Annotated in this window: 12 protein-coding genes and 1 pseudogene; 4 read left to right on the top strand and 9 right to left on the bottom strand. The window is 44.9% G+C overall.

Annotated elements, in window-relative coordinates; translation table 11 throughout:
• The first annotated feature begins 178 nt into the window (after positions 1–178).
• Together IGJ17_RS14725 and IGJ17_RS14720 are read left to right on the top strand one after the other, a co-directional pair.
• On the top strand, positions 179–2,353 hold the full coding sequence (locus IGJ17_RS14725) for a PTS transporter subunit IIBC (protein ID WP_429961579.1): 2,175 nt from the start codon (positions 179–181) through the stop codon (positions 2,351–2,353).
• Positions 2,354–2,446: 93 nt separating this feature from the next.
• The gene (locus IGJ17_RS14720; RefSeq protein WP_005233544.1) at positions 2,447–3,277 is read left to right on the top strand and encodes an endonuclease/exonuclease/phosphatase family protein; all 831 of its coding nucleotides are present in this window, start codon (positions 2,447–2,449) and stop codon (positions 3,275–3,277) included.
• 56 nt (positions 3,278–3,333) lie between these two features.
• Here the strand turns inward: IGJ17_RS14720 and IGJ17_RS14715 are convergent, their stop codons facing one another.
• The 7 genes from IGJ17_RS14715 to IGJ17_RS14685 form a co-directional block, all read right to left on the bottom strand.
• Positions 3,334–3,774: a hypothetical protein gene (locus IGJ17_RS14715; protein ID WP_313151146.1), complete on the bottom strand. Its 441-nt coding sequence runs from the start codon at positions 3,772–3,774 to the stop codon at positions 3,334–3,336.
• Positions 3,767–4,540 carry a MurR/RpiR family transcriptional regulator gene (locus IGJ17_RS14710; RefSeq protein ID WP_142437366.1) on the bottom strand — a complete coding sequence of 258 codons (774 nt, stop codon included), beginning with the start codon at positions 4,538–4,540 and terminating at the stop codon, positions 3,767–3,769. Before IGJ17_RS14710 ends, IGJ17_RS14715 begins: the two co-directional genes overlap by 8 nt.
• A gap of 63 nt (positions 4,541–4,603) precedes the next feature.
• The gene (locus tag IGJ17_RS14705; RefSeq protein ID WP_008379332.1) at positions 4,604–5,935 is read right to left on the bottom strand and encodes a 6-phospho-alpha-glucosidase; all 1,332 of its coding nucleotides are present in this window, start codon (positions 5,933–5,935) and stop codon (positions 4,604–4,606) included.
• Between the two features lie 13 nt (positions 5,936–5,948).
• Entirely contained in the window at positions 5,949–7,541 is a 1,593-nt protein-coding gene (locus IGJ17_RS14700; protein ID WP_005233553.1) for an alpha-glucoside-specific PTS transporter subunit IIBC, read from the bottom strand.
• A gap of 187 nt (positions 7,542–7,728) precedes the next feature.
• Complete coding sequence (locus IGJ17_RS14695) at positions 7,729–8,400, bottom strand: type 1 glutamine amidotransferase (RefSeq protein ID WP_005233555.1); 672 nt, start codon at positions 8,398–8,400, stop codon at positions 7,729–7,731.
• Positions 8,393–9,742 (bottom strand): Mur ligase family protein, encoded by a 1,350-nt coding sequence (locus IGJ17_RS14690; RefSeq protein WP_196043813.1) that lies wholly within the window; start codon positions 9,740–9,742, stop codon positions 8,393–8,395. The genes IGJ17_RS14695 and IGJ17_RS14690 overlap by 8 nt, the downstream gene beginning before the upstream one ends.
• A 198-nt stretch (positions 9,743–9,940) precedes the next feature.
• Positions 9,941–11,347, bottom strand: a complete 1,407-nt coding sequence (locus IGJ17_RS14685) for a TrkH family potassium uptake protein (RefSeq protein WP_008379338.1) — start codon at positions 11,345–11,347, stop codon at positions 9,941–9,943.
• 391 nt (positions 11,348–11,738) lie between these two features.
• Between IGJ17_RS14685 and IGJ17_RS14680 the strand changes: the two are divergent.
• Together IGJ17_RS14680 and IGJ17_RS14675 are read left to right on the top strand one after the other, a co-directional pair.
• Positions 11,739–12,556 (top strand): annotated as a pseudogene (locus IGJ17_RS14680) (Cof-type HAD-IIB family hydrolase).
• A gap of 183 nt (positions 12,557–12,739) precedes the next feature.
• Positions 12,740–13,534, top strand: a complete 795-nt coding sequence (locus tag IGJ17_RS14675; RefSeq protein ID WP_396207440.1) for an HAD family hydrolase — start codon at positions 12,740–12,742, stop codon at positions 13,532–13,534.
• Positions 13,535–13,686: 152 nt separating this feature from the next.
• Here the strand turns inward: IGJ17_RS14675 and IGJ17_RS14670 are convergent, their stop codons facing one another.
• The gene (locus tag IGJ17_RS14670; protein WP_429947822.1) at positions 13,687–14,751 is read right to left on the bottom strand and encodes an iron-containing alcohol dehydrogenase family protein; all 1,065 of its coding nucleotides are present in this window, start codon (positions 14,749–14,751) and stop codon (positions 13,687–13,689) included.
• A gap of 162 nt (positions 14,752–14,913) precedes the next feature.
• Positions 14,914–15,432 (bottom strand): peptide-methionine (S)-S-oxide reductase MsrA, encoded by a 519-nt coding sequence (msrA, locus tag IGJ17_RS14665; protein WP_008379347.1) that lies wholly within the window; start codon positions 15,430–15,432, stop codon positions 14,914–14,916.
• Positions 15,433–15,454 lie beyond the last annotated feature (22 nt).

The following is a 15,454-nucleotide window of genomic DNA, read 5'->3' as shown; positions in this document are numbered from 1 at the left end:
GCGTTTAAAGAATTTCCTATTAGGAAACATCGAGAAGGAAAGATTCAGTTAGATAAAGGCGAAAAAGCGAATAGAATCCCTTTTGATATTTCTGGGTTTACAAAATCTTTTTTCTCCGTTAGAATGAAATCATTAAGAAACCGATTGCGTAAATCGATTCAGGGAAGGAAGAAGGAAGATGAAAAAATTATTGAGCTTCGAATTTTGGCAAAAATTCGGAAAAGCGCTAATGGTGGTTGTCGCTGTTATGCCAGCCGCTGGTTTGATGATCAGTATTGGGAAAACGATCCCAATGATCAATGCCGACTGGGCATTCTTGATCACCACAGGAGGCGTCATTGAAAACATTGGTTGGGCAATTATTGGTAACTTGCATTTATTATTTGCATTAGCTATTGGTGGTAGTTGGGCTAAAGAGCGAGCTGGTGGGGCATTTGCTGCCGGGATCGCCTTTATTTTGATCAATCGGATCACTGGTTCGATCTTTGGCGTGACGAGCGCGATGTTAACCGAAGAAGGCGCCTTTACCCATACGTTGTTTGGGACAAAGATCATGATCGACGGTTTCTTTACTAGTGTATTAGAAGCACCTGCTTTGAACATGGGCGTCTTTGTCGGGATCATCGCCGGTTTTGTGGGGGCAACAGCTTACAACAAATACTATAATTTCCGCAAATTACCGGATGCGCTTTCCTTCTTTAACGGCAAACGCTTCGTCCCTTTCGTGGTGATTGCCCGTTCAGTAGTCGTCGCATTAGTGTTATCAATCGTTTGGCCTTACATTCAAGCCGGTATCAACAACTTCGGTTTATGGATCGCGCAATCACAAGAAAGTGCGCCCGTTTTAGCACCTTTCTTGTTTGGAACCTTGGAGCGGCTGCTCTTACCATTCGGGCTGCATCATATGTTGACGATCCCGATAAATTACACCGAATTAGGTGGAACCTACACAATTCTTTCTGGGGCACAAGCCGGCACCCAAGTCTTTGGACAAGACCCATTATGGCTTGCTTGGGCAACAGATCTAGTGAATATGCGCAATGCTGGAGATACGTCACAATATCAATTTTTATTGGAAAACTTTGTTCCTGCCCGCTTTAAAGTTGGACAAATGATTGGTTCATCTGGGATCTTGATGGGCTTGTCTTATGCCATGTACCGCAATGTCGATGCGGACAAACGGCACAAATATACCTCTATGTATTTATCAGCTGCCATCGCTGTCTTCTTGACAGGGGTAACAGAACCGTTGGAGTTCATGTTTATGTTTGCTGCCGTACCGCTTTACATCGTTTATGCAGTCGTACAAGGGGCGGCATTTGCGATGGCGGATATCGTCAACTTACGGGTCCATTCTTTTGGGAATATCGAGTTGTTGACCCGTACCCCAATGGCGATCAATGCCGGCTTAGGACAAGATTTGATCAACTTTGTGTTAGTGACCATCGTCTTTGGTGTCGGGATGTATTTCTTGGCAAACTTCTTGATCAAAAAATTCAACTTTGCAACACCAGGTAGAAACGGCAACTATGAAACAGAAGGGGCCAGCGATGCGCCAGCAACTGCTTCGGCGGATGGCAACTTGAACCCAGATTCACAAGTCGTGAAAATCATTCATTTATTAGGTGGACGTGAAAATATCGCCGACGTTGATGCATGTATGACTCGTTTACGGGTCTCTGTGAAAAATCGAGAAGCGGTCGGCGATGAAAAAGCGTGGAAAGCCGCAGGGGCGTTAGGCTTGATCGTAAAAGACAATGGCGTGCAAGCAGTCTATGGACCGAAAGCAGATGTCTTAAAATCAGACATTCAAGATATCTTAGATTCTGGTGTCACGATTCCCGAACCGACTGCTAGTCAAGCACCCGTAGAAACCACTACCCATCAAAGCCAAGGCGTGACAGCTGAACTAGCTGCCGTTGCCACTGGAGAAGTGATGCCGATCACCTCTGTCAAAGACCAAGTGTTTGCGGAAAAAATGATGGGTGACGGTTATGGTATACGTCCAGAGCAGACGACAGTTGTCGCACCAATCAGCGGGAAAGTCACCAACATCTTCCCAACGAAACATGCGATCGGCTTGCTTTCTGACGAAGGCATCGAAGTATTGGTTCACATGGGGTTAGATACCGTTGACTTAAACGGTGCCCCCTTTACGGTAGCTGTCACTGAAGGTCAACAAGTGGCGGTCGGTGACAAGTTAGCGGAGATGGATCTAGCTGCAGTAAGTGCTGCTGGCAAAGACATCACCATCGTTGTAGTGTTGACCAACAGCGATCAAATCGATTCCTTTGAATTGACCCAAATCGGCAAGCAACAAGCAGCCGCAGTTGTTGGAATCGTAAAACTATAATAAAATGACAAGCGGGTCGACTCTTTTGTTGACCCGCTCTCTTTTATTTTTAAAAGGAATCGTACAAGCAAATCGAGAGAAGGAGCCTTATTCATGAAGGTATTAACTTTGAACACCCATAGCTGGTTAGAAGAAAATCAGCTAGAAAAATGCAAAATGATCGCACAAGAAATTGCAACAGGCGACTATGACATCATCGCCTTGCAAGAAGTCAACCAAACGATTGCTGCTCAAACCATCGTTCCTGATGGGCTTTATTGCCCGACAGATACGCTGGTGGAAATCAAGGAGGACAATTTTGCTTTACGCCTAGTGGAAGAACTGCAACTGTTAGACTGTGACTACTATTGGTCATGGACATACAGTCACGTAGGATATGACATTTACCACGAAGGCAATGCCTTATTGTCCAAACAGCCCATCATTGCCAAAGAATATCTTGCTTCACAAGCCACGGATGTCTGGGATCATACCACGCGCAAAAACCTGAGCGGCGTGACTGAAGCCGATGGGCAGATCGTACAAGTCGTTAGCTGTCACTTTTCTTGGTGGCAAGACGGTAAATTTGCCTACGAGTGGCAACAGACAGAAGCATTTTTAGCAGAACGGGCAGATACCTTATTGATTTTAGGAGATTTCAACAACGATGCGGCCAGTTCTGGTCATCAACTGGTCCTTGACAGCTCCTTACAGCTGCAAGACAGCTTTTTAACGGCTGCTGAAACGACCGGGGAAGCCTCTGTCGTTAAAGCCATTGATGGCTGGCAAGACAATCGAGAAGCGTTGCGGATCGATTATGTTTTTGCATCAAAAGACCTGCAAGCAACGGAATATGAAGTCGTTTTTGACGGAACGCGTACTCCAATCGTCAGCGATCACTTTGGAATCAAAGTGGTTTTTGCTTCAAAAACAGATCCAAACTAACATGAGCTACAGCAAAAAAGCAGTGCCAACCGGCACTGCTTTTCTTTTTGGGGAAGTTAAATCGCTGAACGAACAAGGAGGAAAAATAATAAACTCAATAAAAGAATGAATGCTAATGCCCCATAGGTAAAACTCTTTTCGCCCCACGTTGCGGTTTCCTCCTGACTCGAAAGACTTCTTCTTGTAAAAAAGACGAGTCCTGCGCCGATGACATTCGCTGTCAGCAACTGTTGAAAGAAGATCAGAAATAAATACTGTCCCAAAAGGCCTTTTTTACTCATGGAAAACCGTTGAATAAAGTACAGGCAAGCCCCTTGCAGCAAAAGGAGACTACTTAACAAGACCCCTAAAGCGGCTAACGGTTGCGAGCTAAGGTACTGGGCAAAGGTCATCCCATGGTTGAAGGCAGTCAAGGAAAGATAAAGATAGTAAGCACCGGCGATCAAAAGCCAATAACTCAGTAAAATCAATGGAAACGCCCATTTTCGTTTAGACATGGTTGCCCTCCTGTAAAGTGAATAGTCCATAGGAACGGATCAAATAATCAATCAAGCAGCTCAGTCCAATCAAAGACTGGCTAGGGATTTTCTTGCGACCGATTTGAAAAAAATCGCAATAATAGGTCAGGTGAAACGTTGAATGGCGAGCAAAATAATTATCTCCTGGCGCACTCAATGTCAAAACGGGAATCTGACGAATCGCAAAAGTCGTCAGATTCTCTTTGACGTTTTCTGTTTCGCCGCTCAGTGAGGCGATGATCACACAATCTTCGGCAGTGATCATCGGCATGACCATATCAAATTCCGTTTTGTTCGGCAATACGATCACTCGTTTTTCCATAGAAAGCATCATTTTGGAAAACTCCTCCAGTGCTTTCTTTTGGGAAAACCCAGTTGGGTAGCAGTAGATGGTTTTGCTGCGGTCAAACAAGCGGTTGAGGGCAGCTAAGTCTACTGTTTTTACATAGTTTAGGGTGGCGAAAATATCCTCTTGTTGCTTTTCAAAAATCGTTTTTTGCTGCGAAATCGTTGTTGCCTGTTCTTGCTGATGCCGTAGAAAATATTTGAACTCGGAATAGCCAGAAAAACCAAGTTTTTTCGTCAACCGTAAAATAGAAGACTTTGAGACGTGAACCTGCTCGGATAGCTCGACGATCCCCATAGATAGAACGGTATCGCCGTGGGAAAGAATATAGTTCAGAATGCCACGATCAAGTTCACTTAACTCTGCTTGGTGCTGTTGAATCAAATACTGTAATTTCACAAAAACCCCTCCTTATTGATTAAGTATAGCTGAAAAGCCAGGAGGGGAGGCGAAGAACGCTGGCTAGTGTAATTCTGGCCAAAAGGCTTGATTTGCTTCGATCAATTCATCGAGTAATTCTTTGGCTACACGGGCATTTGGGACCACTTTTGAAAGAATCAGTGCTTGCCACAGCTTCTGGTAAGAACCCTCTGCCCAAGCTTCCACGACTAATTTTTCTACGGCGACTTGTTGTTCCATCAATCCTTTTTGGAAGCGAGGGATCTTGCCTTGTGTGATTGGTTCTGCCCCGTTACTGCCGACGATACAAGGCACTTCCACCATTGCCTGTTCATCAAAGTTGACGATCGCTCCTTCGTTAGGCACGATCAACAGCATTCGTTCTTGCGTGTTATAAGCAATCGCTCGTGCAAGGTCAACAATGTAGCTGGCGTGTTCATCCACTTCAAGCGTGGTGTCAGTCGCTGTCTGGTTTTCTACGATGCGTTGGCATTCACCAAAGACGTGTTTTTCGCGACCAGCCATGACTTCATTTGCCCGTGTAAAAGATGGGTTGGTGTGCGCCACTTCATCTTGAGGGAAAAAGTAATACTTCAAGTAGGTATTTGGCAAAGTGGATGGATCAACCTCGTACACTTCTTTTGCTTTGGCAAAGGTGTGCATCCAGCTGGCATCAGCATGTTGGCTCGCTTCGATTTCTTCTGGCAATGAATAGCCGTATTTTGCTACATGCGCTTGGATCTGCGGCAGCAAGTCATTGCCAGCTTTGTCTCGTATATCTGTCCACCAGCCAAAGTGATTCAAGCCATAATAGCGAACGACCAATTCTTTGCGAGAAGCTAAACCGATCGCTTGCGCCATCCGTTCTTCGATTCCCACTGGCATATCACAAATATTAATGATCTTAGCATCAGGGCGCAATTTACGAGTCGCTTCTGCGACGATCGCTGCAGGATTGGAATAATTCAACATCCACGCATCAGGGGAATATTTTTCCATATAATCGACTAACTCCAATACACCGCCGATAGAACGCATCCCATAAGCGATCCCGCCAGGACCACAAGTTTCTTGGCCGACCACACCATATTTCAAAGGGATTTTTTCATCCTTTTCGCGCATCGCATACAAGCCAACTCGGATATGCGCCATTACAAAATCGACATCCTGAAACGCGGTTTCGGGATCAGTAGTTGCTAAAAAGCTGATTTCGGGTGCGCGTTCTTTCAATAAAATCTCGCAAGCTTGTGCCACTTTTTCTTGTCGTTCTTCCAAATTGTCGTAAAACTTGATTTGGCGAATCGGGAAACGATCCAAGTGTTCTAAAAGCATCAAGACGATTCCTGGGGTAAAGGTACTGCCGCCTCCGGCGATCACGATTGAAAATTTTTTCATTTTTGTTTCCTCCTTAGTCTGATACAGCTAATAATTTTTCGAATTGTTCTCTCACTTGTGGCACATCCAGGCCAACGATCACTTGGAAGGCGTTGCCGTTGCGAACGACACCATGGGCACCAGCGCCTTTAAAGATGTCATCTGGCAGCACTTGGTCTTGATCTTTGACGGTGATTCTTAGGCGAGTGGCACAATTAGTGACTTTATCGATATTGTCGCGACCGCCAAACCCTTCTAAGTAGACTGCGGCTTGTTCGGTGTAGCGATTGGCACCGGCAATCACTGGAGTTCCAGTGTTGGCTTGTTTTTCTTTGTAATCTTTTTTGGTGTATAGTTTGACTTCGCTATTGTTTTCTTCCCGTCCTGGTGTGGCTAACTTAAATTTGAGGATCAAGAAGCGGAAAACAAGGAAATAAAGCGCAGTAAAGGCTAACCCAATCACCAACTGCGTGAAGATCATACTGCGATGATTTTGAAATAGCGGAATCCAGACCTTCGCTAACAGATCGATCAAGCCGCCCCCCATATCTCCAACGACCCCGAAGGCAAACATCGTTGCCGCCATGGTCGCTGCTAAAACAGCGTGCACCGCAAAGAGGGGTGGTGAGATAAAGAGGAAGGTGAATTCCAATGGCTCAGTGATACCAGCTAAAACGGCAGTTAAAGTGGCAGGGATCAAAATCGCTAAGACTTTCTTTTTATTCTCAGGCTTGGCTGTGAAATAAAAAGCAGCAGCGATCCCCGGTGCAGCAAAGATCTTAGAATTGCCATGTAAAGCAAAGCCCCCTTCAGGGAAAAGCTCTTTCAATGGTCTGGTGGATTGGGCAAATTCTTGTAAATGTGCCATCCAGTATTTGGAGATTCCTTCTTCGACGACAGCAGGACCAAAAACAAAGGGGGTATACACGAAATGATGAAGACCCGTGGGGATCAATATTCGCTCTAAGAAAGTATAGAGCCAGACCCCAAAGACCCCAGCACTTGCTAGAAACCCTTGCATGGACCCAATGCCAGCTTGGACTTTCGGCCAAATCAATGCAATCAAGAAAGCGACTGGCAACATCAAAAAGAATCCAAGGATCACGACAAAGGAAGAGCCTTGGAAGATTCCGAGAAAATCAGGCAGCTTCGTATCGAAAAACTTGTTGTGAAGATAGACGACGATCGCCGAAATAAAAATTGCTCCGATAATACCAGTATCTAATGTTTTGATGCCGGCGATCATTTTCAAGCCACTCTCACCGCCGGGATCAGCTGCAAAGTTGACACCGAAGAAGTGACCAAAGTACTCGATCATGCCAGAAATAAAATAATTACAAGTAATATAGACGACAAAGGCTTCCATTGCCGCTCGCGCATTGGCTTTTTTTGCGAGACCGATCGGTAATCCAATAACAAATAGTAATTCCATTTGGTTGAAGACCGTCCATGCACCGTTTTCAATGATCGTCCAAATGTTGAACCAAGTAGAGCCTTCAGTGGCGATGCTCCCCACAAGCATCGGATTTTTAAAGATAATACACAGCGCGACCATGATCCCCGAAAATGAAAACAAGAGGACCGGGGTAAACATCGCACCGCCAAACCGCTGAACTTTTTCCATCATAATTTCTTAACATCTCCTTTCAATTTTTACTACAACCTCAGTATAGAAAAGAAAGATAGCGGTTACAATAAAGTGAGGCGGCATAGGAACGTAGAAGCAAACAAAGAGAAAAGGTAGCAACTGCGGGGAAATTTCCCATAAAAAAACAAACCTGCGAAAAACAGGTTTGTTTGCTAAGTACGTGTATTTAAATTTCGACGTTGCCATAACGATTGGCAAGGGCGGTGCGGATCAAGCGCTCTGCCAAATGCTCATTTCTTGCGAGAAGTGGTCCGTGGAAGTAAGAGCCGAACACATTGCGGTAAACCACGCCTTCGGTTTGGTCTTCGCCATTGTTTCCTTGTCCTTGGATGACTTTCCCCAATGGTTTTTCCCCTTTACCTAAGAAAGTACGGCCATTATGGTTTTCAAAGCCATAATAGGTCTCATCGAATTCTTCATTGTGGATCACGATGTCACCGATGAACCGGTTGTTTTCTTGGCTTAAGGTGTAATGATCCAAGGCACCGATCCCCTTGATTTTCTCGCCGTTGGCACCGATGTAGTAATGACCCAGCAATTGATAGCCGCCGCAAATTGCCAGCATCACGCCATCATTTTCGATATAGCTGGTCAGGGCTTCTTTTTTTGATTGGATATCTTGTGAAACGATCACTTGTTCAAAATCTTGCCCGCCACCGAAGAAGACGAGATCATATTTTTCAGGATCGAAGGGCTCGTGAATGCTGACGACTTCTGCGTTGAAGGTCACGCCTAGTTTTTCGGCCACGTAGCGCAACATCAAGAGATTGCCGTTGTCGCCGTAAGTATTCAAAAGATTTCCATACAAGTGGGCAACATTCAGTTGATACTTAGTCACGACTCATTCCTCCTTTGATATAGCCTTTTTCCGCAAGCTTTTTGCGTAGCTGCAGGACTGCAGTGTAAGTCGCTAAAATATAGACTTTTTCTGTTGGTAAGTCTGCAATTTGCTTGATGACGTCATCAAGTTCAGGGGTTTCAATGATTTTCTCTTCAGGGATCCCCGCAACTTTTAACCGCAACGACATATCTTTGTGACGATCACCACCAGCGATCACTTGAGGAATCCCCATATCGGCAAACGCTTCATGGTCGCCATCCCAAATCCAGCTGACGTCGATCCCATCTGCGTAGTTGGCATTCAACAAGCTGACTAGTGAGAAAGGATAGGGCGACAGGCCGATCATATCGATGACTTGGTTCAAACCAACAGGGTTTTTAACTAAAACTAACGTACATTCTTTGTCCCCGATGCGGATCACTTCTTGGCGGCCAAAGACTTTTTCGTCATAGGCCAAACCAGATTTGATTTTTGCAGGTGCTACGCCATAATATTCCGCAACCGCAGTTGCCGCCAGCGCATTGTAGACATTGTACATCCCACCAACTTCGATGCGATAGTCATTGCCATCGATCACAAAATCAGCAGAGGTGTTGTCCATTGCAGTCATTTCCGTCAGTTTATAATCCAATTCTGGTCGATGGAAGCCGCAATTTGGGCAGTAGTATTTCCCAAGATTGGCATAGGTGATCATTTTATAATGCAAAATGTGATGACACTCAGGACACAACACGCCATCCGTATTGTAATGGGCCATCTGCTCTTCATCTGGCAAATGATCAAATCCATAGTATTTCCGCGGATTGACAGTTGCCACCGAATTGAACAGTGGCGAATCCCCATTGCAGAGGATCGTTGCTTCCGGTGAGTTTGCGGCACCTTCAACGATCATTTTATAGGTCGTATAGATCTCGCCATAACGGTCCATTTGATCGCGGAAAATATTGGTGAAAACGAACAATTCCGGTTTGATGTACTTCGTTACTTTGCTGAGACTGGCTTCATCGATTTCTAAAACCGCAAATTTTTTGCCTTTTTTAGGGCGTGCCGATAGAAAGGTTGAAACGATCCCTTGGACCATATTGGCACCGGTGGGGTTCGTCAATACTTCATCAAATTCTTGGCGCAAAATATTGACAGTCAAGGCAGTCGTCAATGTTTTGCCGTTGGTGCCTGTGATCACGACGACTTGGTAATCTTTCGCCAAATGATCTAATATATGTGGATCAACTTTTAATGCTAATTTACCAGGCAGGCTTGAGCCGCCTTTGAAAAAGTTCTTTAATACCCATTGAGAGGTCTTACCGACTGAAACAGCCAGATGACTTCGTATTCCCATAATGTAACCCTCCATTAGAGCGAATGCTTTCATTGTGCAAATTCAATTTATCATACCATATACCAAGAAAAAGGTTAAATTGCTTTTGCGATTCTTTAAATTTCTGCAAAGACCATTCTGATAAATGGCTCTTTTACTTGCGATGATCAAAGGCTTGAAAAGCAAAACAGCAAACCTTCTGCCAGGTTTGCTGCTGCTTTAACCGATAATGATTTTTTCCGTTGGGTACTCGTAACCTAAGTCACGTGTTTCTTTTGGTACGAATAACATCAAAGTGTACAGCATACCGACACGGCCAATAAACATCAAAAGAGCAATCACGAGTTTGCCAATAGTTGATAAATCGCCCGTGATTCCTAAAGAAAGTCCTGTGGTTCCAAAGGCCGAGGAAACTTCAACAATGATGGCAATCAAAGGGATATCCTCGATGGCGGTCAAGAATAAGACACAAAAGAAGCACATGCCCATCGAAAGCATGAAGACCACCACTGATTTACGGACGTCATCTTGATCGATCCGGCGACCGAAGATATTGATATTGTCCTCACTTTTCAAGAAGGCATAGAGGTACAGCCCAATGATGGCAATGGTCGTCGTCCGAATCCCCCCACCAACAGAGCTGGGACTACAACCAATAAACATCAGCAAGGAGAAAACGATCAACGTCGTGGTTTGGAAGTTGCCTAAGTCATGGATCTGCAGGCCAGCATTCCGCGTTGTCATGGAATAAAACATGCTGTTCATCCACATACCACTAAAGCTGTAATCTTTGAATAAATAATCTTTCTCAAGGAAAAAAATCGCCAATGTACCGCCGACAAAGAGGATCACGAAAGCCAAAACAGCAATTTTTGTGAATAAAGAAAAGCGAAACGGCAAGCGGCGGCGTTGTTTTTTCATTTTAAAAAGGACCCATTCCCGAAAGTCCATGATCACTGGAAATCCGATCCCCCCGATAAAAATCAAAATCATGATACACGTCAGGAAGAAATAATCATGAGAAAACGGCAAGATGGAATTGCCCGTCACATCAAACCCTGAGTTGGTCACAGCAGAGATCGCTTGATAAAACCCATAAAAGATCGCGTCACGCCAATTGTCATAATACCCGTAAAGATGAAAATAAACAGCGAAGATCGTACCTGCTACCAACTGACAAACTAAAATGATGGTAAACGTCGTTCGAATCATCCGAACGATCCCGCTAAGCTTTGGCTGGTTCATATCTGTCATGATCAATTGGCGCTGCTTTAAACTGATTTTGCGCCGTGAAACGATCGCAAAAAAGGTCGAGATCATCATGATCCCTAAACCACCAACTTGAAAGAGGACTTCCAATAAAATGACCCCGCGGTCGTTAAATACGTCATTGATCGGGAAGGTAGTCAACCCTGTGACACTGACCGTGCTGACCGCCATAAAGAACAGATCGATAAACGCGACATGAGAGCCCGGTTCCCGAAAGAAGGGAAGTGAAAAAAGCCCCAAAGAGACCACCGTCATCACGATATAATAAAAAACAATCACTTGGATTGAAGATACATTCTGGGAAATAAACGTCTTGCTCCTGCGCTGCGTCAAGCGAGCAAAGCGGGTAAAGTTCATAACAAAAACCCCTCACTAATTAAACTATCCCCAGTATACCAAAGAACCAAGTAGATTTGAAAGAAAGCAGGATAGAATTTATTTGGGGCAGAAATTGCGCAAGGAAACGTTTCTGGAGTGATTCTTTTCATTCGGGCAAAGGAGCCGCCAATCAATCCTTGTGTTTGGCAGCGATGGTCTGCCTTTGAATGATCTTCAATCATTGTAAGGATTTTTGAAAAGGTAGGCACGATTGAATGGTGTAAAGCAGTAGTCTCTTTTTTGAGAGGCACTATCCCTTCAATCGATTTTTTAGCAAGAAAAAGGATGCGGAAGTTGTATATACATGTTAAAATAATAATGTAAGAAAAACGCTTTCTTTAATAAAGAAAGCCAGAATGGAGAGAAGTAGATGAATGCCAACCCTTATGATATCAAGTTAGTAGCTGTCGATATGGATGGAACCTTTATGCGCACGGATTATACGTATGATGTTCCCCGCTTCAAGGCCGTGTTGGCCCGCATGAAAGCAGTCGGCTGTCAGTTTGTCGTTGCCAGCGGCAATCAGTATTACCAGTTGCGGGCTCAATTTCCCGGCTATGATCACGAGCTGAGTTTTGTTGCAGAAAACGGAGCACTTGTCAAAGACAAAGAAACAGTGCTTTTTGCAGCGGACATTCCCCGAGAAACGGTTTTCGCAACCTTAGATTTATGTAAAAAATACCCCGAGGTTAAAAATGTAATGTGTGGGCTCAATAGTGCTTATTGTGAACGGGGAACGGTCAGTGATGCTTTTTTTGAATTAACAAATAAGTATTACCACAAATTGCAATGGGTCGATGACTTTGCCCAAGTAGAGGACACGATCCTGAAATTTGCCCCAACCGTTCCTGTCGAAAAAACGGCCTATTATTCGGAACTATTTCAAAAAGAACTAGCTGGTTTGCTAGTGCCAACAGGCAGTGGGCATGGTTCCGTGGATCTGATCGTGCCTAACTGCCACAAAGCATCAGGATTGGCACGCTTGGTAGAGCGATGGGGGATCACTCCTGAGCAATGTGTCGCTTTTGGCGATGGCGGCAATGATTTGGAAATGTTAGCCTATTGCCAGAGAGGCTATGCGATGGACAATGCGCCAGAAAACGTCAAAGCCGTTGCACCGCTGTCTGTCCCTCAAATGATGAGGATGGAGTATTAGTCACATTGGATCAGCTGTTCCCGATAGTCTAGGCGTTCTTTAAGATTCTTAAAAATAGGTAAGTATTCCGATCAATTTTCACAATTTCAGAAGAAAACGCTGGCAATTTATGAGAAGATAAAAGAAATAAAAGATAACAGCGACGATCCGCACGGAACAATAGAGAGAAAAGCGCATCAATTTTTTTGAAAATCGAGACGGAAATGGGGAAGATCATGAAGAACGTGAAAATTATTTTTTTTGATGTTGATGGCACACTGATCGACATGAGCAAAAAGCAAATCTCTAAAAGAATGTTAGCCACATTAAAAACCTTGAAGAAGCAAGGGATCCTGTTGTGCATTGCGACTGGCAGAAGTCCCATCGCGTTGCCGCAATTTGAAGGCGTGACCTTCGATGCGTTTTTGACCTTTAACGGATCGTATTGTTTTAATCAAGCCGAGGGGATCCACCAAAACCCCATTCCTAAAAAAGATGTTCAGCAAATCATAGAAAATGCGACGGCGCTCAAGCGTCCAGTAGCAATCGCAACGAAGGATCGTACCGTTGCCAATGGCAAAGATGCTGATTTAGTTGAGTATTTTTCCTTTGCTCATCAAGAAGTGATCGTGGCAGAAGATTTTGAAGAGTTGATCCAACAGCAAGACATTTTCCAAGTGATGTTAGGTTCAGGGAAAGAAGACTACGCCAAAGTGATGGCAAATACTACAGAGGCGAAAATCACCGCCTGGTGGGATCGGGCAGTCGATATTATTCCAGCCAGCAGCGGGAAAGGAAGCGGCATTGCCAAAATGCTGGCTTACTATGGCTTGGATAAATCCGAAGCCATTGCCTTTGGGGATGGCAACAATGATATTGAGATGCTGGAGGCAGTTGGTTGGGGTCTAGCAATGGCCAATGCTTCGGATGAGTTAAAAGCGATCGCTGACGAAGTGATTGGTCACGTAGCCGAGGAAGGTATTTATCAATACTGCTTAGAAAACGGGTTGCTGGGTGAAGCCGTGCAGTGATGGGCAATGCGTCAGTTGCTGTTGCCCGCTAAGAACATGCGCAGCCAGGATCGCTACTGCGTGTCAGTTTGATCAAATAAAAAAACTGTTTCCGAAATGCATTAGGGAAACAGTTTTTTATTGATATAAAGTTGTTTAGCAATTTGTACGGTTTACAGCGCCTCTACTGCTTCGATCGCCTGATAGACTTTTTCGGGTGTGATCGCAGGATCGATCAAAATAAAGGTTTCTTCTTCCTTGACAGCATAGGTCAGAACCGAGGCGAAGTAATCACGATCAAGGCGTGTCACGTGGAGATCCTTCAGCTTCATCGGCAAGTGCAAAGCTTCGTAAAACGGCCGTAATTCTTCAATCACATCAAAATCATTGGTATAGGCAAGCTGGACCCAAATGCAGTAGGCGACTTTATTGCCGTGCAAGACACTATGGGTCTCATTCAAATAAGACAAGCCGTCATGCAGCGCATGCGCACCGGACGTGCGGCCAAACTCTACTGCAAAACCGCCAACTTCGCCTGCCAAAGCAATGATCGCGTCGGTGATGCGGGCAAAGCCGGGTGTCAGCTGCCCAGCTTCTAGGTCTTTGACAGCTTGGATCGCATCGGCAATCAGCAAGTTTTTGATCAAAAGAGCGCTTTGGAAACCTAGCCGTACTAAGGCAGTCTTGTCGTCTTCTGCCATGTTGCGGACGATGGCTTCCATTTCATAATATTTGGCTAAGGTATCAGCGATCCCTGCGATAAAGTAATCAACAGGTGTGGCTAGTAAAAAACGGGTGTCGACGATCGTCATGTAGGCACCTTTTTTGGCATAGTCGATTTTACAAATCGTATGATCGGGGTAATAGGCGACGATCACCGGGGTAAAGGGCGCACAGTTGGAAACCAATGTAGGGATCACGATCAGCTCTGCGCCAAGGGTTTGAGCGGTGATTTTTGCTGTATCAGCGACCTTGCCGCCGCCGATTGCCACCACGGCATCTGCTTGCTGGATCGCTTCAGCTAAGGTTTGCGCATTTTCATAACTCGATGATCCATCGTAGCGGTAGATCGGGTAGTCAAATGAATGAGGGTAATAGTTCGAAAACACATCGAATGACTGCTCCCCAGTAATTACTGCTACCTCTTGGAACTCTCGTAAATACTCCGGCAAATCAGTTAAGACCCCATCGCCCGTAATATAACGGTTTGGACCTGGACGGACTTCATTAGCTAACATCAAACAAACACTCCTTTATAATCGTCAGAATTTTCTAATCAGTGTAGCGCGAAAATGCCCTGACTGTCAATTTCCTTTTTGGGAAAAAACAGAAAACAGCCGATCTGCTGACGAGGCAGATCGGCTGTTAGTGATGAATTGTAAGGAACGTTCCCCAAAATGTTAAGCCCAGTTTTGGCGAATAAAGCCGGCTCGACCGGAGCCTTCGCTATAAGCATTGTAATGGGCTGCATTTTTTTTGTAAAAATCTTGATGATAATCTTCTGCAGGATAAAAAGGTTCTGCTGGTTCGATCTTCGTTACGATCGGACGGTCAAAGCGGCCGCTAGCTTGCAACTGCGCCTTTGATTTTTCCGCAATCGCTTTTTGTTCTTCACTATTGTAAAAAATCACTGGACGATAGGAATCACCACGGTCGGCAAACTGACCAAACGCATCCGTGGGGTCTGTCTGCTGCCAATAGATGGCAACTAATTCTTCATAAGAGATGACTTCAGGATCAAAGGTGATTTCAACTGCTTCGGTGTGACCGGTGGTACCTGTCGTTACTTGTTGGTAGGTTGGGTTAGGGACATGGCCGCCAGTAAAGCCCGAAACCACTTTGAGGATGCCTGGCTGTGAATCAAAAGGCTTCACCATGCACCAAAAACAACCACCAGCAAAAATTGCCGTATCATTCATAGGTATTCCTCCTTTGCTTCTA

Source organism: Enterococcus sp. DIV1096b, from assembly GCF_050498765.1.
Lineage (GTDB): Bacteria > Bacillota > Bacilli > Lactobacillales > Enterococcaceae > Enterococcus_D > Enterococcus_D entomosocium.
This window is presented reverse-complemented; position numbering and strand designations above follow the sequence as displayed.

Excerpts from the sequence above, each read along its gene's own strand:
- IGJ17_RS14725 (WP_429961579.1), top strand. The coding sequence starts at position 179 with ATGAAAAAATTATTGAGCTTCGAATTTTGGCAAAAATTCGGAAAAGCG.
- IGJ17_RS14720 (WP_005233544.1), top strand. The coding sequence starts at position 2,447 with ATGAAGGTATTAACTTTGAACACCCATAGCTGGTTAGAAGAAAATCAG.
- IGJ17_RS14715 (WP_313151146.1), bottom strand. The coding sequence starts at position 3,774 with ATGTCTAAACGAAAATGGGCGTTTCCATTGATTTTACTGAGTTATTGG.
- IGJ17_RS14705 (WP_008379332.1), bottom strand. The coding sequence starts at position 5,935 with ATGAAAAAATTTTCAATCGTGATCGCCGGAGGCGGCAGTACCTTTACC.
- IGJ17_RS14700 (WP_005233553.1), bottom strand. The coding sequence starts at position 7,541 with ATGATGGAAAAAGTTCAGCGGTTTGGCGGTGCGATGTTTACCCCGGTC.
- IGJ17_RS14690 (WP_196043813.1), bottom strand. The coding sequence starts at position 9,742 with ATGGGAATACGAAGTCATCTGGCTGTTTCAGTCGGTAAGACCTCTCAA.
- IGJ17_RS14685 (WP_008379338.1), bottom strand. The coding sequence starts at position 11,347 with ATGAACTTTACCCGCTTTGCTCGCTTGACGCAGCGCAGGAGCAAGACG.
- IGJ17_RS14675 (WP_396207440.1), top strand. The coding sequence starts at position 12,740 with ATGAAGAACGTGAAAATTATTTTTTTTGATGTTGATGGCACACTGATC.
- IGJ17_RS14670 (WP_429947822.1), bottom strand. The coding sequence starts at position 14,751 with ATGTTAGCTAATGAAGTCCGTCCAGGTCCAAACCGTTATATTACGGGC.
- msrA (WP_008379347.1), bottom strand. The coding sequence starts at position 15,432 with ATGAATGATACGGCAATTTTTGCTGGTGGTTGTTTTTGGTGCATGGTG.